At 48.5% G+C, this 19,111-nt stretch carries 18 protein-coding genes; 13 read left to right on the top strand and 5 right to left on the bottom strand.

What is annotated here, in order from left to right; genetic code table 11:
• Window positions 1–48 precede the first annotated feature (48 nt).
• Entirely contained in the window at window positions 49–600 is a 552-nt protein-coding gene (locus tag AACR11_RS04035; protein WP_029789559.1) for a DUF2301 domain-containing membrane protein, read from the top strand.
• Here the strand turns inward: AACR11_RS04035 and AACR11_RS04040 are convergent.
• The 5 genes from AACR11_RS04040 to AACR11_RS04060 all read right to left on the bottom strand — a co-directional run bounded on the left by AACR11_RS04040 (window position 597) and on the right by AACR11_RS04060 (window position 5,655).
• Window positions 597–1,493, bottom strand: coding sequence for a hydroxymethylglutaryl-CoA lyase (locus AACR11_RS04040; protein WP_029789560.1), 897 nt, complete (start codon window positions 1,491–1,493; stop codon window positions 597–599). The two genes, AACR11_RS04035 and AACR11_RS04040, sit on opposite strands and share 4 nt — an antisense overlap.
• Window positions 1,490–2,335 carry an enoyl-CoA hydratase-related protein gene (locus AACR11_RS04045; RefSeq protein WP_029789561.1) on the bottom strand — a complete coding sequence of 282 codons (846 nt, stop codon included), beginning with the start codon at window positions 2,333–2,335 and terminating at the stop codon, window positions 1,490–1,492. The genes AACR11_RS04040 and AACR11_RS04045 overlap by 4 nt, the downstream gene beginning before the upstream one ends.
• A 25-nt stretch (window positions 2,336–2,360) precedes the next feature.
• Complete coding sequence (locus tag AACR11_RS04050) at window positions 2,361–3,965, bottom strand: carboxyl transferase domain-containing protein (protein WP_029789562.1); 1,605 nt, start codon at window positions 3,963–3,965, stop codon at window positions 2,361–2,363.
• A gap of 21 nt (window positions 3,966–3,986) precedes the next feature.
• Window positions 3,987–5,156: an isovaleryl-CoA dehydrogenase gene (locus AACR11_RS04055; RefSeq protein ID WP_029789564.1), complete on the bottom strand. Its 1,170-nt coding sequence runs from the start codon at window positions 5,154–5,156 to the stop codon at window positions 3,987–3,989.
• A gap of 115 nt (window positions 5,157–5,271) precedes the next feature.
• Window positions 5,272–5,655, bottom strand: coding sequence for a MerR family transcriptional regulator (locus tag AACR11_RS04060; protein WP_005440681.1), 384 nt, complete (start codon window positions 5,653–5,655; stop codon window positions 5,272–5,274).
• A gap of 290 nt (window positions 5,656–5,945) precedes the next feature.
• Between AACR11_RS04060 and AACR11_RS04065 the strand changes: the two genes are divergently transcribed.
• The 12 genes from AACR11_RS04065 (at window position 5,946) to cyoE (ending at window position 18,918) form a co-directional block, all read left to right on the top strand.
• Window positions 5,946–7,157 carry a thiolase family protein gene (locus AACR11_RS04065; RefSeq protein ID WP_029789565.1) on the top strand — a complete coding sequence of 404 codons (1,212 nt, stop codon included), beginning with the start codon at window positions 5,946–5,948 and terminating at the stop codon, window positions 7,155–7,157.
• Between the two features lie 36 nt (window positions 7,158–7,193).
• Complete coding sequence (locus tag AACR11_RS04070; RefSeq protein ID WP_029789566.1) at window positions 7,194–8,687, top strand: CoA-acylating methylmalonate-semialdehyde dehydrogenase; 1,494 nt, start codon at window positions 7,194–7,196, stop codon at window positions 8,685–8,687.
• 17 nt (window positions 8,688–8,704) lie between these two features.
• Window positions 8,705–9,859, top strand: a complete 1,155-nt coding sequence (locus AACR11_RS04075) for an acyl-CoA dehydrogenase family protein (RefSeq protein WP_029789567.1) — start codon at window positions 8,705–8,707, stop codon at window positions 9,857–9,859.
• A gap of 68 nt (window positions 9,860–9,927) precedes the next feature.
• Window positions 9,928–10,716, top strand: a complete 789-nt coding sequence (locus tag AACR11_RS04080) for an enoyl-CoA hydratase (RefSeq protein WP_009701914.1) — start codon at window positions 9,928–9,930, stop codon at window positions 10,714–10,716.
• 8 nt (window positions 10,717–10,724) lie between these two features.
• Window positions 10,725–11,849: an enoyl-CoA hydratase/isomerase family protein gene (locus AACR11_RS04085; protein ID WP_029789569.1), complete on the top strand. Its 1,125-nt coding sequence runs from the start codon at window positions 10,725–10,727 to the stop codon at window positions 11,847–11,849.
• A gap of 11 nt (window positions 11,850–11,860) precedes the next feature.
• Window positions 11,861–12,766, top strand: coding sequence for a 3-hydroxyisobutyrate dehydrogenase (gene mmsB / locus AACR11_RS04090; RefSeq protein ID WP_029789570.1), 906 nt, complete (start codon window positions 11,861–11,863; stop codon window positions 12,764–12,766).
• 59 nt (window positions 12,767–12,825) lie between these two features.
• Complete coding sequence (locus AACR11_RS04095) at window positions 12,826–13,584, top strand: SDR family oxidoreductase (RefSeq protein WP_009696178.1); 759 nt, start codon at window positions 12,826–12,828, stop codon at window positions 13,582–13,584.
• Window positions 13,585–14,213: 629 nt separating this feature from the next.
• Entirely contained in the window at window positions 14,214–15,095 is an 882-nt protein-coding gene (gene cyoA / locus AACR11_RS04100) for a ubiquinol oxidase subunit II (protein WP_079325551.1), read from the top strand.
• A 5-nt stretch (window positions 15,096–15,100) separates the two neighbouring features.
• The gene (cyoB, locus tag AACR11_RS04105) at window positions 15,101–17,137 is read left to right on the top strand and encodes a cytochrome o ubiquinol oxidase subunit I (protein ID WP_009704651.1); all 2,037 of its coding nucleotides are present in this window, start codon (window positions 15,101–15,103) and stop codon (window positions 17,135–17,137) included.
• Complete coding sequence (gene cyoC, locus AACR11_RS04110; RefSeq protein ID WP_005451611.1) at window positions 17,127–17,726, top strand: cytochrome o ubiquinol oxidase subunit III; 600 nt, start codon at window positions 17,127–17,129, stop codon at window positions 17,724–17,726. The genes cyoB and cyoC overlap by 11 nt, the downstream gene beginning before the upstream one ends.
• On the top strand, window positions 17,726–18,037 hold the full coding sequence (gene cyoD, locus AACR11_RS04115) for a cytochrome o ubiquinol oxidase subunit IV (protein ID WP_005443825.1): 312 nt from the start codon (window positions 17,726–17,728) through the stop codon (window positions 18,035–18,037). Before cyoC ends, cyoD begins: the two co-directional genes overlap by 1 nt.
• Window positions 18,038–18,045: 8 nt before the next feature.
• A complete protein-coding gene (gene cyoE, locus AACR11_RS04120) occupies window positions 18,046–18,918 on the top strand; it encodes a heme o synthase (protein ID WP_029789574.1) in 873 nt (290 codons plus the stop codon).
• The last annotated feature ends 193 nt before the right edge of the window (window positions 18,919–19,111 follow it).

Genomic DNA, 19,111 nt, shown 5'->3' on the forward strand with positions numbered 1-19,111 from the left:
CCCTCGTTGGCTTTTCATTCCTTTCCATTTTTAGGCAGGATGCTTTCCATGGCAAACACAGAACATCAAGAGACGCTGGATTCACTCGATAAAATCAGCGTGTGCTTGTATCGCTTTGGTATTACTTTGTTTGCTATGGCGCTGCTTGTTTTTTCGGTTCTTATCTCTGGTGCAATTTCTAGTTCACCGCTGGTTTACCAAACCTCAGTCATTGCACTTTGTGTGTCTGGTGCGTTATCTGCCGCGAACGTTCACGTATACAGCAAACACGTACGTGCCGTGATCAGTTGGGCGTCTTGGATTGGCTTGGTATTGATGGTGAGTGACTTGGAGTTTCAGCGCACTTGGTTAGGGCTTGGCTTTATCTTTGTGACCTTTTCGGGCATTGCACTTAAAGAGTCCTTTTGCTTTAAAGTGCCAGGCTTGAAGATGGTACCCGCGTTTCTCGCTGTCGCAACGTTTGCGCTGTGGTTTAACCTTCCAATCCTTGCTGCCATCACTATGTTATTGGCAGGATTAGTAATGGGCTTCCTGTCTTTTGCTAAGTGGCGTATGCCGCTGCATTTCGATATCGGTATCAAAGCGAATTACGAGGTCTAACGCTGCTTTAACGCCAGCGAGACTTTTGAGGTAGGCTGGCGGTTTAATTCTTCACTGATCATCCATCCTGCTTTGGCAAGCAACTCCAAATCTACTCCGGTCTCGATTCCTAAGCCTTGGCAAAGGTAGAGCACATCTTCGGTAGCAACATTACCTGAAGCGCCATGAGCGTAAGGGCAGCCCCCAAGGCCGCCGACACTGCTATCGATGGTATTGATGCCCATCGTTAAGGCTTGGTAGATATTCGCCAACGCTTGTCCCCATGTGTCGTGAAAATGCACCGCGAGCTTGTCGGTTGGGACTTTTACTTGCACTGCTTCAAGCATTTTAGCGATGCGTATCGGCGTGCCTGTACCTATGGTGTCTCCAAGTGAAACCTCATAGCACCCTAATTCCATCAGCAGGTTAGCGACTCTTGCGACTTGCTCGGGTTTGGTTGGTCCGTCATAAGGGCAATCTGCCACGCAAGATAAGTAACCCCGAACGGGAATGTTATGCTTTGCTGCCAATTCCATTACCGGTTCAAAGCGGGTAAGACTATCTGCAATCGAGCAATTGATGTTGTGTTGGCAAAAGCCCTCCGATGAGGAGGTGAAGATGGCGACTTGGGTAGCACCGGCTTCTAGCGCCTTTTCAAAGCCTTGCACATTAGGCGTTAGTGCTGAGTAGATGACGTTGTGGCGGCGGGTGATTTTCTTCATAACATCGAGCGAATCCGCCATTTGAGGTACCCATTTAGGCGACACAAAAGAGCCTGCCTCAATATGGGTGAGTCCTGTATCCGAGAGTAGGTCGATTAAGCGGATCTTGGCTTGCGTGGACACCGGAGATTCGTTTTGCAGACCGTCTCTCGCACCTACTTCGACAATATTTACCTTGTTTGGCAAATTCATTTCTTGCCCTTAGCTGGCTTGTTTATCCAACCCGGTTCTCGTTTCTCCAGAAAGGCTTGCAAGCCATCTTGTCCTTGCGGCGATACGCGAATGTCGGCGATAAGCTGGCTCGTGTATTGAATAAGCTGACCATCAATCGGATTTTGGTGGCATTGATGACATAACGCTTTGGCTTTTCGCATCGCATCTGGGCTATTGAGCAGCAAAGAATCAATCAAGCTTTCTACCACGGTTTCGATGTTGTCCAGCTTATGAACCTCATGCACAATGCCAAACTTTTCTGCTTTAGCTGCGTTAATCACTTCGGCGCTGAGTATGTAACGACGAGCTTGACGGTTGCCCATTGCTCGCATGACATAAGGAGAGATGGTTGCTGGAACCAGTCCCAGTTTGACTTCACTCAAGCAGAAGTTCGCATCGTCTGCCGCGATGGCAATATCACAGCAGCAGATCAAACCTAGTGCGCCACCAAAAGCGGAACCTTGCACAACCGCAATAGTAGGCTGAGGGAAAGCGTCCAATGTATGCATCAGGCGTGCAAGGTTTTGCGCGTCTTCAAGGTTTTGCTTTCTGGTGCTACTTGCCATGGATTTCATCCAATTCAAATCAGCCCCAGAGGAGAAATGTTTGCCATTTCCTCGAAGCACCAAGCAGCGAACATCGGTACGCAAAGCGAGGTAATCCAGTCTGTGGATCAGCAAATCAATCATGCAGGCATCAAACGCATTGTGCTTCTCTGTGCGATTGAGCGTAAGCGTTGCGACGCCGAATTCATCGACGTTCCAAAGTACTTCATCTTGTCGTTGGGTATTGGGGATGATACTCGGTTGATGATCCTGCATGTGACGTCCTTTCTTCTCTACATTGCTACATTCTGAATATGCCAAAGTTGCTGTCAGGAATTGGCGCATTGAGCGCGACTTTTAAGGCTTGAGCCAATACTTGACGCGTCTCTTTCGGGTCGATAATGCCGTCATCCCATAAACGTGCGCTGGCGTAGTAGGGATGCCCTTGAGACTCATACAAGTCTACGATAGATTCTCGGAATGCACTTTCTTCGGGCTCTGGCCATTCTTCACCTTGGCGTTTCTTCACTTCTCGACGCACTTGAGTGAGCACGCCTGCGGCTTGTTCTCCGCCCATTACTGAGATTCGTGCGTTTGGCCACATCCACATCATGGTGGGGTCATAAGCGCGACCGCACATGCCATAGTTGCCTGCGCCGTAAGAGCCGCCAATAATCACGGTGAACTTGGGCACATCCGCGCATGCAACCGCCATCACCAGTTTCGCGCCGTGCTTGGCAATGCCTTCTGCTTCAAGCTTTTTGCCCACCATAAACCCAGTGATATTTTGCAAAAATAGTAGGGGAATTTTGCGTTTGGCACACAGCTCAATAAAGTGCGCGCCTTTCTGTGAGGACTCAGAAAACAAGATGCCGTTGTTCGCCACAATGCCAATCAGATTGCCGTGGATTCGTGCGAAACCGCACACTAAAGTCTTACCATAAAGCGCCTTGAATTCATCGAAGTCTGAGTCATCGACCACGCGAGCGATGATCTCTCGAACATCAAAAGACAAGCGCAGATTCGCATTGACGATGCCGTACATTTCTTCGGCGTCGTAACGCGGTGGTAAAACCGGTTTGTCGCTTTGAATGGGGAGTGATTGATTGGTATTGGAGATAGCTTCGCGTGCAAGCTGTAATGCATGTTGGTCGTTTTCTGCGTAGTAATCGGCAACGCCAGACTTACGACAATGCACGTCGGCACCGCCTAATTCTTCATCGGTGACGATTTCTCCCGTTGCGGCTTTTACTAACGGTGGTCCTGCCAAGAAGATGGTGCCTTGCTCTTTGACCATGATGGAAACGTCTGCCATCGCAGGTACATAAGCGCCGCCTGCGGTACAAAGCCCCATCACAACCGCGACTTGAGGTATGCCTTGCGCCGACATTCTGGCTTGATTGAAGAAGATACGCCCAAAGTGCTCTTTATCAGGAAAGACTTCCGCTTGATGAGGGAGATTTGCACCACCAGAATCCACCAAATAGACGCAAGGTAGTTGGCAACGTTGTGCGATCTCTTGCGCGCGTAGATGCTTTTTCACCGTGAGTGGGTAGTAGGTACCGCCTTTGACGGAAGGATCATTGGCGATCACCATGCATTGAATGCCTTCAATGGTGCCGATGCCCGCGACGACACCTGCGCATGGAATTGATTCTTCGTAGACGTTCCACGCTGCGAATTGTCCGACTTCAAGAAACTCGCTGTCTTCATCTAAAAGGAGCATGACACGCTCACGAACGGGCAGTTTTCCTTTCAGACGCTGGCGGTCGATGGCTTTTTGTCCGCCACCTTGCTTGATGGCTTTGATATTGGCATTGAGGTTGTTCACCAACTCGGTCATGACCGCTTTATTCGACAAAAATAGCTCGTCGGTTGGCTTGGTTTTGCTTTTAATGATTGCCATAGTGACTTCCTTGTCGGTGGGTTAGCGAGACTCTTCGAACAACTCTCGTCCAATCAGCATGCGGCGAATTTCAGAGGTGCCAGCACCAATCTCATACAGTTTGGCGTCACGGAGCAAACGCCCAGTCGCGTATTCGTTGATGTAGCCATTACCGCCTAACAGCTGAATAGCATCGAGCGACATTTGTGTGGCAAGCTCTGCGCTGTAAAGGATCACGCCAGCGGCATCTTTACGCGTGCATTCACCTCGGTCACAGGCGGCTGCGACAGCATAAACATAAGCTTTGGCGGCGTTCATGCGTGAATACATGTCAGCAAGCTTTCCTTGCACTAGTTGGAATTCACCGATGGATTTGCCGAACTGTTTGCGGTCATGAACATACGGCACCACTTCGTCCATACAGGCTTGCATGATGCCAAGCGGTCCAGCTGCGAGTACCACGCGCTCGTAATCCAAACCGCTCATCAAAACTTCGACACCACGGTTTAACTCGCCTAACACATTCTCTTTTGGCACGACACAATCTTGAAACACCAATTCGCAGGTGTTGGAGCCGCGCATACCAAGTTTGTCGAGCTTCTGCGCATGGCTAAAGCCTTCAAACTCTCGCTCAATAATGAAAGCGGTGATGCCGCGAGATCCGCCATTGGGATCGGTTTTCGCGTAAACCACTAAAGTATCGGCATCAGGACCGTTAGTGATCCACATTTTGTTGCCGTTCATCAGAAAGTGGTCACCTTTGTCTTCAGCTCGTAGCTGCATACTAACCACATCAGAACCTGAGTTCGGCTCACTCATGGCTAATGCACCGACGTGAGAACCATCAATGAGTTTAGGTAGGTACTTTTCTCGTTGAGCAAGGGAGCCATTGCGAAAGATTTGGTTAACACAAAGATTGGAATGTGCGCCGTAACTGAGTGCGACAGACGCCGAAGCTCGGCTGATCTCTTCCATCGCAACAACATGAGCAAGATAGCCCATGCCTGCACCGCCAAACTCTTCGTCGACGGTTACGCCAAGCAAGCCCATTTCACCGAATTTGGACCACAGATGATTGGGGAATTGGTTATCGCGGTCGATGTCTGCGGCGATAGGGGCGATATGCTCGGTGGCGAACGCGTTGACGTGGTCTCGGAGCATATCGATGGTTTCACCAAGCCCAAAGTTGAGTGGGGTGTAGCTGCTTTTCATAACATTTCCCTGTTGAAAGTACTGCGGTTGTTAGTACGGATAAGGTTCGAGTTACACTGCTTGGGCTTGGAAATTATGGTTGTTCTTGTTTGTTTTAGTCGTTATAAGTTTGTAGTTATTGGCTGTTAGCTTTATTGTCGCTTAGCGCTTGTTTGCATCGCTCTTTGGCGGTTTCTAGCTCGTTCATCACAACGCTAATATCATCCAGTTGCTGCTGTAAGTGCGCTTGTTTTTCATCAATGATGGTTAGCATTTTAAGCAGCTGACCATCGCTTTGTTGGGTATCGTAAAGCTCGAACAACTCTCGAATTTCCGCAAGCGAAAAGCCCAGTCGCTTACCACGTAAAATCAGCTTGAGACGGATCTTATCTCTGCGTTGATATACGCGAATATTGCCTTTTCGTTCCGGCTCTATCAGCCCGACATCCTCATAAAAACGAATGCTTCGGGTCGTGATGTCGAACTCTTTGGCGAGGTCACTTATCTTGAATTTATCCACTCGGTTTTTCCCTCTAATGAATAGTTTTGGCTTCTTAAAATCCCTTCAAGCCTTGAACTAAACGGGCTAGCTAAAAGCATGAGAGTAAATTTGTGTTGTTATTAATGTGTTTCTTTACGTTAACGTAAATGTTAGTGCTATGCTTACGTAAACGTCAAGAAATCACAGTGCGAAAATTCATCGTTTTATGAGAGGCTGGAGTGACACCACATTCTGTGTGAAAGCTCCGTGGTAGCAGGTGTGAGGGATGAGTTTGTGAACTGTGAATTATCGTCAGAAGGGACGAGATCATGGGAAACGACATCTGGATTGTCAGTGCAAAGCGAACGCCAATCGGGCGCTTTCAAGGTCAGTTACAAGGTTATTCAGCGCCTCAATTAGGGGCATTTGCTATCAAAGCGGCAATGGATGCGAGTGGTGTTAGCGAAGTCGACGAAGTCTATATGGGCTGCGTATTACCTGCGGGGTGCGGGCAAGCACCAGCTAGGCAAGCAGCGCTAGATGCAGATCTTCCGCTGACAACAGGCTGTACCACCATCAATAAAGTGTGTGGCTCTGGCATGAAAAGTGTCATGCTGGCTCACGATCTTATCAAAGCGGGCAGCATTCGCAGTGCCATCGCCGGTGGTATGGAAAGCATGACCAATGCGCCGTACCTGCTTAAAGAAGCGCGTAACGGCATGCGAATGGGTCACCAATCTACTCACGACCATATGTTTCTCGACGGTCTTCAAGATGCGTATGAAGGGCACTTGATGGGAGTCTATGCGCAGCAAACGGCTGACCGCTCTGAGTTTACTCGTGAACAAATGGATGAATGGGCGATCCTATCCGCGACAAGAGCCTTGGAAGCGCAAGAGCAGCGTCTGTTTGACGACGAAATCTCGCCGATAGAAATCACGACTCGTCATAGCACTTCAACATTGGATTATGATGAGCATCCACGCTCCATCAAGCTCGACAAGATTCCCCAACTCAAACCCGCATTCGATAAGAGCGGCTCGGTGACGGCTGCAAACTCAAGTGCGATATCCGATGGTGCTGCAGCCTTGGTGTTAATGGACTCGCAGGTGGCACAGCATCAAGGTTTAACGCCATTAGCAATCATCAAAGGGCACTCGACCCACGCCAGAAAGCCCGCTGAATTTACCCTCGCGCCCGTCTTTGCGATTGAGCAGTTGTTATCTCAACTCGATTGGTCAGTAGACGAGGTCGATCTTTGGGAGATCAACGAAGCTTTCGCCGTTGTCACGCAAATCGCGATACGCCAATTAGGCATCGATAAAGACAAAGTAAACATCAAAGGCGGTGCGTGTGCGCTTGGGCATCCAATTGGCGCAAGTGGAGCTCGTATTTTGGTTACCCTCATTCATAGCCTACGCCAACTGCAATCGCTTGGTGTAGATGGTGACAACAACAATAAAAAGGTGATGAGAGGTGTTGCATCACTTTGTATTGGTGGTGGTGAAGCCACTGCTATTGGTATCGAGATACCGCTTTAATTCCAATTACGACAAACGTTAACAAAGGACTAGATTATGACTCGCACGGTTCCCTTATTCATCGATGGTGAGTTTCGTGAATCTCAAGCAACGGATTGGGTAGAAGTGACAAACCCTGCCACCAATGACGTGATTGCGCGCTTGCCATGCGCAACGGATGAAGAGATGCACGCGGCAATTGAGAGTGCAAAAGCCACCTTTACCTGTTGGAAAGATGTCGCCGTGTCTGAGCGTGCGCGTTTAATGCTGCGCTACCAACATCTACTTAAAGAGCATCATGATGAGCTGGCGACGCTGCTGTCTCACGAGACGGGCAAGATCTTTGCGGATGCAAAAGGGGATGTGTGGCGTGGTATCGAAGTGGTCGAGCAAGCTGCCAATATCGCCAGTAACATGATGGGAGAAACCGCCGAGAACGTTGCTACAGATATCGACAGTTATTCGCTGATTCAACCGCTTGGAGTGTGCTGCGGTATTACGCCGTTTAACTTCCCCGCCATGATCCCTTTGTGGATGTTCCCAATCGCGATTGCTAGCGGAAATACTTTTGTTCTTAAACCTTCTGAGCAAGTGCCTCTCACGTCCATTCGCTTGGCTGAGTTGTTTGAAGAAGCGGGAGCTCCAAAAGGTGTGCTGCAAATCGTGCATGGTCGAAAAGAACAGGTCGACTTGTTGCTGAAGCATCCCGATATCCAAGCCGTTTCTTTTGTCGGTTCGGTACCCGTAGCGCAATACATTTACACCACAGGCACACAGAACTTCAAACGTGTTCAAGCCTTTGCTGGCGCGAAAAACCACATGGTAGTGATGCCGGATGCGAACAAAAAACAAGTGGTGAATAACTTAGTTGGTTCTTCGGTTGGTGCAGCAGGGCAACGTTGTATGGCGATATCTGTTGCTGTGTTTGTAGGCAGTTCGAAAGAGTGGATTGCCGATTTAAAACAAGAAATGGCGAAAGTGCATCCTGGCGCTTGGGATGATGAAAACGCAGCGTATGGTCCTTTGATCAGTGCACAAGCAAAACAGCGTGTGCTCGGTTTGATTGAAGAAGGCAAACAACAAGGGGCGGTGTGTGAACTTGATGGTAGCCAATGTGAAGTGGAAGGCTTCCCTGAAGGTAACTGGGTCGGTCCAACCTTATTCAGTGGCGTCACCACCGAGATGTCGATTTATACCCAAGAAATCTTCGGACCTGTTTTGGTGTGTATTGAGGTCGACACGTTACAAGAAGCGATCGATCTCGTGAATCGCAACCCATACGGCAACGGCACTTCTATCTTCACTGCGAATGGTGCGGCGGCGAGAAAGTATCAACATGAGATTCAAGTCGGTCAGGTAGGTGTAAACGTGCCGATTCCAGTGCCTTTGCCATTCTTCTCGTTTACTGGGTGGCGCGGCAGCTTCTATGGAGATTTGCACGCCTACGGCAAACAAGCGGTGCGCTTCTACACCGAGACCAAAACTGTGACGGCTCGTTGGTTTGATGACGATATCCCAACCGGTCCAAACCTCACCATTAACTTGCGCTAACGAAGTAAGGAGCTCATATGGATTTTGAACTCAACGAAGATCAACGTATGTTTGCCGACACGGCTCAGCAGTTTGCGGCAGAGCGTTTAGCTCCAATGGCAGCAGAGTGGGATGAAAAACAAATCTTCCCCAAAGACATCCTACGAGAGGCAGGAGAACTCGGTTTCTTGAGCCTCTACACCCCAGAAGAACAAGGCGGTTTGGGCTTAAGCCGGTTAGATGCGTCTATCATTTTCGAGCAACTTTCTATGGGGTGCACATCGACCACTGCATTTATGACCATTCATAACATGGTGACTTGGATGGTCGCGAGCTTTGCGACCGAAGAAGTAAAAGACGCGTTTTGTCCAAAACTCATTACGGGTGAATTCCTTGGATCTTACTGTTTAACCGAACCAAATGCAGGCTCGGATGCGGCGTCTCTAACGACTTCTGCGACTAAGCAAGGTGATAACTACATTCTCAACGGCGGCAAAACCTTTATTTCTGGCGCAGGTGATACCGACGTTTTAGTCGTGATGGCGAGAACCGGCGATGCGGGCGCGAAAGGTGTATCCGCGTTTGTTGTCCCTGCCGATGCAGACGGCATTAGCTACGGACGTAAAGAGCCGAAAATGGGTTGGAACAGTCAGCCGACACGCGCGGTGACTTTCGAAAGTGTTTCTATTCCCGCATCACATCTGCTCGGGGAAGAAGGACAAGGGTTTGTGTTCGCCATGAAAGGTTTGGATGGCGGACGTATCAACATTGCGACCTGTTCTGTCGGTACGGCTCAGCAAGCGTTGAATCAAGCGGCGCAGTACATGCAAGAACGTAAACAGTTCGGCAAATCATTAGCTCAATTCCAAGCATTGCAATTCAAACTGGCAGACATGGCAACCGAGCTTGTCGCTGCCCGCCAACTTGTACGGTACGCCGCTAGCAAGTTAGACCGAGGTGACCCAGACGCCACGACTTATTGTGCCATGGCAAAACGCTTTGCAACCGATGTTGGCTTTCAAGTCTGTGACCAAGCGCTGCAGCTTTACGGTGGCTACGGTTACATCAAAGAATACCCAATGGAGCGCTATTTCCGTGATGTTCGAGTACACCAAATTTTGGAAGGTACTAACGAGATCATGCGGTTGATCATCGCGCGTCGATTGCTCGCAGAGGAATCGGCTCTGCTATAGACGCAACGACAAGCTCTGCTTTTATTCATAAAGCTCAGGTCATTTTCATCAAGAAAGGATTCAGAGATATGTCACTAACAGAACAACAAGCGATTCAACATACCATCAGCAATCATGTTGCGGTGGTGACCATGAACAACCCGCCCGCCAACACTTGGACGTCACAAAGCTTAACCGCGTTGAAAGAGCTAGTGCTGGCGCTAAACGACAATAAAGACGTTTACGCTCTAGTGCTCACAGGAAATGGTGAGAAGTTTTTCTCTGCAGGGGCAGACCTCAAGTTGTTTGCCGATGGCGATAAAGCGGTGGCGTTAGAGATGGCGCGTATCTTTGGCGAAGCCTTTGAAACGCTGTCTGCATTTCGAGGGGTTTCTATCGCTGCCATCAACGGTTACGCCATGGGAGGCGGATTAGAAGTCGCATTGGCGTGTGATATTCGCGTGGTGGAAGAGCAAGCTGTGCTGGCACTGCCAGAGGCGAAAGTAGGCTTACTGCCTTGTGCTGGTGGTACGCAAAACCTAACCGCATTGGTCGGTGAAGGTTGGGCGAAACGCATCATATTGTGCGGTGAACAAGTCGGTGCAGCACAAGCGCGAGAACTCGGGTTAGCAGAAGAAGTGGTGGCAAAAGGTGGAGCGCTTAATAAAGCCATTGAGCTTGCAGAGTCGGTTGCCAATCAATCACCGTCTTCGGTAACCGCATGCAAAGCGCTTATCCAAAACATGCGCTCAGCGCCACTCAAACATGGTCTGATTAAAGAGCGAGAACTGTTTCTAAACTTATTCGATACCGAAGATCAAACCGAGGGGGTTCGTGCCTTCTTAGAAAAACGTAAACCCAACTGGAAGAATCAATAGGAGGTCGCATGACAGGGAAAGTAACCATTAGCGAAATAGATTGCTTAGACGGCGTGCACCGAATTGGTATCGCGACGTTAGACAACACAGCTTCTTTGAATGCGTTGACTTACGACATGTTGGCAGAGCTCAACGACCAACTTATCGAATGGCAAGATGACCCTGATTTGGTGTGTGTCATCCTCAACGGGGCGGGTGAAAAAGCGTTTTGTGCAGGGGGCGATGTACGAACCATGTACCACGTCATGCACGACAAAAGCAAAGAAGAGACTGCCGAGTTCTGTTCTAACTACTTCTCGCTCGAATACGAATGTGATTACCTGATTCATACCTACCAAAAGCCAATCATTGGTTGGGGAGAGGGCATTGTGATGGGCGGTGGCATGGGCTTATTTATGGGCACCAGCCATAGAGTCGTCACGCCTAAATCTCGTCTCGCGATGCCAGAGATTAATATCGGGCTTTACCCAGACGTGGGTGGCACTTGGTTCTTAAGCCAAATCGACCCAGAGGTAGGTTTGTTCCTTGGTCTAACTGGTGCAATGGTGAATTCAAGTGACGCTGTCACTATTGGTTTGGCAGAATGGTTGCTGTTGGAAGAGCAATATCCAGCATTGCTTGAAGAGCTGAAACAAGTCGATTGGGGCTCTGCCGATGCCAAATCGCTTGTCAGTGCGTTACTTCAATTGATGGAAGATCAAGTCATCGACAGCAAGCCGACAACTCAGATTTGCCCTTATCTCGACCAAATTAAAGAAGCCTGCAAAGGCTGTGACTTAAATCAGATTGCCCAACGTATTCAAGCAATGGAAGGCGACACCCAATGGCTTGAGAACGCACAAAAATCGTTTGTTGCGGGCAGTCCGATCACCGCACATATCTGTTTTAGACAAGTCAAAGAGTACCATCGTTTGTCATTGGCGGATTGTTTCCGTCTAGAGCTAACCTTGTCAGTTCGCAGCGCATTACTCGGTGAGTTTGAAGAGGGCGTGCGCTCTCGATTAGTTGATAAAGATGGCAATCCAAAATGGATGTTTAACAGCGTCAGTGAAGTCGATGAAAGCGTCATCGATACTTTGTTCACTTCTCTTTGGTCAGAAGAGGAACATCCACTTGCACAGCTAGGAAAATAAGGAGAAACAACATGAGTACCATTGCATTTATTGGCTTGGGCAACATGGGCAGTCCAATGGCACAAAACCTATTGGCGTCAGGGTTTCATGTGCAAGTGTTCGATGTGGATGTGAACGCGGCGAAGCAACTTGAACCGTTTGGCGCGGTGGCTGCCAGTACGTTAGAAGAAGCCGTAGATGGCGCTGGAACGGTCATCACCATGCTACCAGCAGGTGCACACGTGCGCGCGGTGTATTTGGGGGATTTACACGGTGGTGTCGGTCTGCTCAACATTGTGCAGGACAACGCATTGCTGATCGACTGTTCGACCATCGATCCAGATTCCGCACGCTTGGTGGCGAACGAAGCTCAGAACAAACGATTGTTGTTTGTCGATTCTCCCGTATCTGGTGGTGTAGCAGGCGCAAAAGCAGCAACGCTGACCTTTATTGTTGGTGGCTCGGACGAAGCCTTCTCCAAAGCCAATGCGATCTTGCAATATATGGGTAAGAACGTGTTCCACGCTGGGAAAGCGGGCGACGGTCAGATGGCAAAAATCTGTAATAACCTGATGTTGGGTATCTTGATGTCGGGAACCTGCGAGGCACTCAATCTCGGTATTGACCATGGTCTCGACCCGAAAGTCTTATCCAATATCATGCTGCAAAGCTCTGGTCGAAACTGGGCGTTGGAGCTCTATAACCCATGCCCCGGTGTGATGGATTCTGCGCCAGCGAGTAATCAATACAATCCCGGTTTTATGAGCAAGTTGATGCTCAAAGATCTTGGCTTAGGATTGGATGCGGCGCTGCAAACCAACTCTTCTGTTCCTATGGGCTCTTTAGCTCGTAACCTTTATGCATTCCATAACGCAGCAGGTCATGCAGAACTCGATTTCTCTAGCTTGTTTGAATTCTATAAGAACCAGAAGGGCTAAAAGAGAGATTCCCTATCAGGCGTTTAAACATGGAAGTCATCCAGTAATGGAGTACAGATATGGATTTAAAAAACAGTGTCATTGCAATCACAGGTGCGGGGCAAGGGTTAGGGCAGATGATGGCGGTCAGCCTTGCTCAAGCGGGCGCGGATTTAGCATTGCTTGATGTTAACGAAACGGGACTGCTGAATACCCAAGAACAATGCCGGATGCTCAGTGCCAAAGCATTGATCTATCGACTTGATGTCACCAATGAATCTGAAGTGGAGGATACCTTTAATGAGATTCTTCAAGACTTTGGGCAGCTAAATGGCTTAGTTAATAACGCTGGCGTCTTGCGAGATGGGTTATTAGTCAAAGCCAAAGACGGTGAGATCACCAAGATGTCGCTTGAGCAGTTCAACCTAGTGATGAACGTCAATGTCACGGGCACCTTCTTGTGTGGTCGAGAAGCGGCAGTCAAAATGATCGAGAGTGGCTCGAAAGGCGCCATCATTAACATCTCCAGCGTGGCGAGAGCGGGCAATATTGGACAAACCAATTATTCTGCATCGAAAGCTGCGGTCGCAACCATGGCAACAACATGGGCAAGAGAACTCGCCAGATATGGCATTCGCTCTGCGGCTATTGCGCCCGGTGTCGTCAAAACGGCAATGGCAGATCAAATGAAACCAGAAGCCATAGACCGACTGCAAAAGATGATACCCGTCGGTAGGATGGGGGAGACGGGCGAGATCGCTCATGCTGTGAAATACATTCTTGAAAACGACTACTTCACAGGGCGAGTGCTCGAAGTGGATGGCGGGATGAGAATGTAGCATTGAGCCATTGGTTTCTGGTAGCGAGCGCTAGTTAAGTAGCGCTCGTTTCGTTTTAGTGAGCTCATTCGATTAACAATTGAACCAAATATCACTCTTAAAAAGCACTTGGTATTAATCTGGCAAATTGGATTGTCTGAGTAATCATTTGCTACACAAATGCCATGTAAATAGTATGTGAATTCATAACTATGATACTGGTCACGCTTTCCTTAATTCGCACTTTCTAATGTAGCTCACACTCTCGTGCCGAATACGCAACTGATTACTCTTCTCGTTTGCATTGCTTAAGTTACTGTAAAGAAAAGAATATGCACTGTAGTACGTTAATGTTGTGCACCTGTTTTGCTATTCCTTTATCAATATTAGCTTTCATAAATGGAACGTTAGTTTCCATCTGTGGCTAATGAGCTTTCCTTTTTCCCTCCGCATAATGCGCTCGAATGTAACAATGTATTTCAAAGTGTAACAATAAACTCACGTTGTGAGTGTGGTTTTAACCATCAAGCAACTTGATACCTCCCACCAAGAAGTCCATTGCTGCACAAGCTCAACACAAAAATATTCTAATGACCAAGACAACCAATCGCAGGGCTTGCTCTGTTGTTGGCTAACCATCGAGAAAGTTAATGGAAGCTTCAAGATACAAACGCATCTTAGCGAGGATAAGTTTGGCAGGAACCATTCTTATGCTTTCAGGGTGTAACTCTGCTCTACTTGACCCGAAAGGTAGTATTGGCGTTCAGGAAAAAGAACTGATCATTACAGCGCTTTTACTGATGCTGATTGTCGTGATCCCCGTGATTTTAATGACAATCTATTTTGCTTACCGCTACCGAGAGTCGAACACTGGCGAGGAATACGCTCCAGAGTGGGCGCACTCGACCAAGATCGAAGTGGTGGTGTGGACGATTCCAATCATCATCATCGCGATTCTGGCAACCATCACTTGGCGTTCTACTCACGAGTTAGAGCCATCCAAGCCCATCGCAAGTGACGTCAAACCCATCACCATTGAGGTGGTGTCACTCGACTGGAAATGGCTGTTCATCTACCCAGAAGAGAACATTGCGACAGTGAACTACGTGGCGTTTCCGAAAGATGTTCCGGTTCAGTTCAAACTGACCTCAGACAACATCATGAACGCGTTCTTTATCCCGCGTCTCGGTACTCAGATCTACGCGATGCCAGGCATGGTGACCAAGTTAAATCTGATTGCGAACCACACAGGGGATTACAAAGGCTTTGCTTCTAACTACAGCGGTAAGGGCTTCTCGCAGATGAAATTTACCGCAGCAGCAATGGAAGATCGCACTGCATTCCTGAATTGGGTACAGCAAGTGAAAGCCAGCCCTGACCGAATCGAAGACTGGGAGCAATTCCGTACGCTTGCATCACCAACGGTGGCGGAGCCTGTGAAGATGTTCTCTAGTATTCCACCATTTTTGTTCACCGACGTCGTGACCCAGCATCCGGGTTCAATGAACTGTTTGCCGGAAAATCTAGGATAATCGCAATGTTTGGAAGATTAACACTTGAATCAATCCCTTATCACGAGCCGATTATTGTCGTCACCCTAGCGGTGATCGCGATCGTTGGTTTGGCTGTCGTTGCGGCGATAACCAAAGCGGGTAAGTGGCAATACTTATGGAATGAATGGTTTACTTCGGTAGACCACAAAAAACTAGGCTTTATGTACATCGCTGTGGCAATGGTGATGTTGATTCGTGGCTTTGCTGATGCGGTCATGATGCGTAGCCAACAACTGCTTTCTGCGGCAGGCGAGAGTGGTTATTTACCACCACATCACTACGACCAAATCTTTACTGCCCATGGCGTAATCATGATTTTCTTCGTGGCGATGCCGTTGGTGATTGGTTTGATGAACATCATCGTACCGCTGCAAATTGGTGCGCGCGATGTGGCATTCCCTTACCTAAACAACCTAAGTTTCTGGCTTTTTGTTGTGGGTGTGATCCTCACTAACATGTCACTTGGCTTAGGTGAGTTCGGTCGTACTGGTTGGTTGGCGTATCCGCCGCTGTCTGGTATCGAGGCAAGCCCCGGAGTTGGGGTGGATTATTGGATATGGGCGCTGCAAATATCCGGTGTCGGCACCACGCTGACGGGCGTGAACTTCTTCGCGACTATTTTGCGCATGCGTACACCGTCTATGCCAATGATGAAGATGCCAGTGTTCACGTGGGCTTCCCTGTGTGCCAACATCCTAATCATCATTTCATTCCCAATCCTAACCGTAACCATCGCGCTACTGACGCTGGATCGCTACATCGGTACGCACTTCTTCACCAATGATCTTGGCGGCAACGTAATGATGTACGTCAACCTGATTTGGGCATGGGGTCACCCAGAAGTGTACATACTGATCTTGCCTATTTTTGGTGTGTTCTCTGAGGTAACGGCAACCTTCTCACGCAAGAAGCTGTTTGGTTACACCTCGCTAGTATGGGCGACCATTGTAATTACGATTTTGGCGTTCGTCGTTTGGCTGCATCACTTCTTCACCATGGGCTCAGGTGCAAATGTGAATGCATTCTTCGGCATCGCCACCATGATTATTTCCATCCCTACCGGGGTGAAGATCTTCAACTGGCTATTCACCATGTACAAAGGGCGAATCCGCTTTACAACTCCGATGATGTGGACGGTTGGCTTCCTAATTACCTTCTCTGTAGGTGGTATGACGGGCGTACTAATGGCAGTGCCAGGCGCGGACTTTGTTCTGCACAACTCAGTGTTCCTGATTGCGCACTTCCATAACGTAATCATCGGTGGTGTGGTATTCGGTTGTTTCGCTGCAATCACATACTGGTTCCCGAAAGCAACTGGCTTCACCATGAACGAAACATGGGGCAAACGTGCATTCATTTGCTGGATTGTTGGCTTCTTAATGGCGTTCCTACCGCTTTATGCACTGGGCTTTATGGGCATGACGCGTCGTCTAAGCCAAGACCTTAACCCAGAGTACTTCCCACTGTTGGCAGTTGCCGCAGCAGGTACGGCAGTGATTGCGCTTGGCGTGGCTTGTCAGTTCATTCAAATCTACGTGAGTGTTCGTGACCGCGAACAAAACCGTGACCTAACGGGTGATCCATGGGGCGGTCGCACATTTGAGTGGGCAACGTCTTCACCACCGCCGTTCTACAACTTTGCGCACCTACCAAAAGGTGATGTGCTAGACGCGTTCTGGTACCAAAAGCAGAGTGGCGAATTCGATCCAACCAAAGAAGTGGAATACGAACGCATTCACATGCCGAAGAACACACCAACAGGTATTTATGTTTCTGCATGGGCGTTGGTGTTTGGCTTCGCGATGATCTGGTACATCTGGTGGCTGGCAGCAGCAAGCTTTGTTGGCATCATCGTGACGTGTATCCAACACAGTTACAACGATGACGTGGATTACTACGTTGAAGTTGAAGAAATCAAAGCGATTGAAGCGGAGCGTCGAGCTCAACTTGAAGAAGCGAAGAAAAACGAAGTGAAAGACAACGATAAAAAAGACGATCTGGAGGTGACCTATGCAAGCTAATGTTGCGGTTCACGACCACGATCATCACCACGATTCTGCTGGCATTAAGCTGTTTGGTTTCTGGATTTACCTAATGAGTGACTGTGTATTGTTTGCGACCTTGTTCGCGACTTACGCAGTACTAGAAAGCGGCTCTATTGCGGGTCCAACCGGTAAAGACATTTTCGAACTGCCTTTCGTGTTTGTAGAAACCATGTTGCTGCTGTTCAGTAGTATCACGTTTGGCTTCGGCATGATTGCGATGAAGCGCAAAGACGTTGCAGGGTTAAAACGTTGGTTAAAAGTTACCTTCTTACTTGGTGCTGGCTTTATCGGGATGGAAGTGTATGAGTTCCATCACCTGATTGTTGAAGGCTATGGTCCACAAGAAAGTGCGTTTCTATCTGCGTTCTTCACTTTGGTTGGAACGCACGGTCTGCACGTAACCTTTGGTTTGATCTGGCTAGCTGTGTGCTACCACCAACTGTCAACCAAAGGCTTGAACGATAACATGTCGATGCGATTCCAGTGCTTGAGCTTGTTCTGGCACTTCCTAGATATCGTTTGGATTTGTGTATTCACCATCGTTTACTTATTGGGGGTTATGTAATGGAACAACATCTAGATACAGGTGCCTCTGATTACGTAAAAGGCTTTATTGCGTCTCTGATCCTGACCGTGATTCCTTTCTACTGTGTGTGGGCGCAAGTGCTGCCAGATACCGCGACTTATGCCGTGTTATTTGGTTGTGCGATTGTGCAGATCTTCGTGCACTTTAAGTACTTCCTGCACATGGAAGTGAAAACGTCAGAAGGTCAGTGGAACGTGGTGTCACTGATGTTTACCGCTATTGTTGTGTTGATTCTGATCGCTGGATCGATCTGGATCATCTACAACATGAACGTCAACATGAAGTTGTAGGCTAGGGTATGCTGAAAAGTTATTTGTCTATTACTAAACCGGGCATCATTTTCGGCAACCTGATTTCTGTTGCGGCGGGGTTCTTTCTCGCCGCAAAATCAGAACCCGCTAGCTTTCTGTTGTTGCTAACAACGTTAGTTGGCGTCGGGCTTGTGATTGCATCAGGATGCGTGGTGAACAACATTTTCGACCGCGATATCGACCAAAAAATGAAGCGCACGCAAAACCGTGAATTGGTGATGGGAAACATCAACATCGACGCGGCATTTGTTTACGCTTTGGTATTGTTGCTTAATGGCACAGCGTTATTGTTCCAATTGGTGAATCCGCTCTCGGCTGTGGTTGTACTCTTGGGTTACGTGTTTTACGTCTTCTTCTACACCATGTGGTACAAGCGAAATTCGGTCTACGGCACCTTAGTTGGCAGCATTTCTGGCGCGGTTCCTCCGCTAGTGGGCTACCTTGCTGTGACGAACTACATCAGCTTAGAAGCGATTTTACTCTTCATCATGTTTTGTCTCTGGCAGATGCCGCACTCTTACGCGATTGCGATGTTCCGCATGCAAGATTACCGCGATGCAGGCATTCCTGTTCTTCCCGTTAAAGAGGGGATTGCTAAAGCACATCAGCATATGAAAGCGTACGTGGTTGCTTTTGGTGTGGTTGCTATCGGGCTGTTTATGTTGGGTGAAGCTGGGTACGAGTATTTAGCAGTCTCGGCGGCGGTGTGCTTTATGTGGACACGAGTGACATTCCAAAAAGTGAATTACAACAACTACATCCAATGGTCCAAAGCGGTGTTTAAGGTGTCGTTATTGGTCGTGATGAGCATCAGCGGCGTGCTTGGCTTAGAGTTGATTCCACTGCCGTTTATTCATTAAAGGAAAGTAAATCTGAGTTAACGATTGATGACATCAGTAGTTGTGATGAGAACAAAACCAACGAATGCGGAATCGGTGATCTATCTCACCAAACCTTAATCCAGATTAAAGTTTTGCCGCAGTTTCGGCGGTAAGGTTCGCGTCGCTCATCGCACTGAACAGAAATTCAGAGAAGGAACAGCCATGCTTTGTG

This window comes from Vibrio sp. L85 (assembly GCF_963871815.1).
GTDB lineage: Bacteria > Pseudomonadota > Gammaproteobacteria > Enterobacterales > Vibrionaceae > Vibrio > Vibrio harveyi.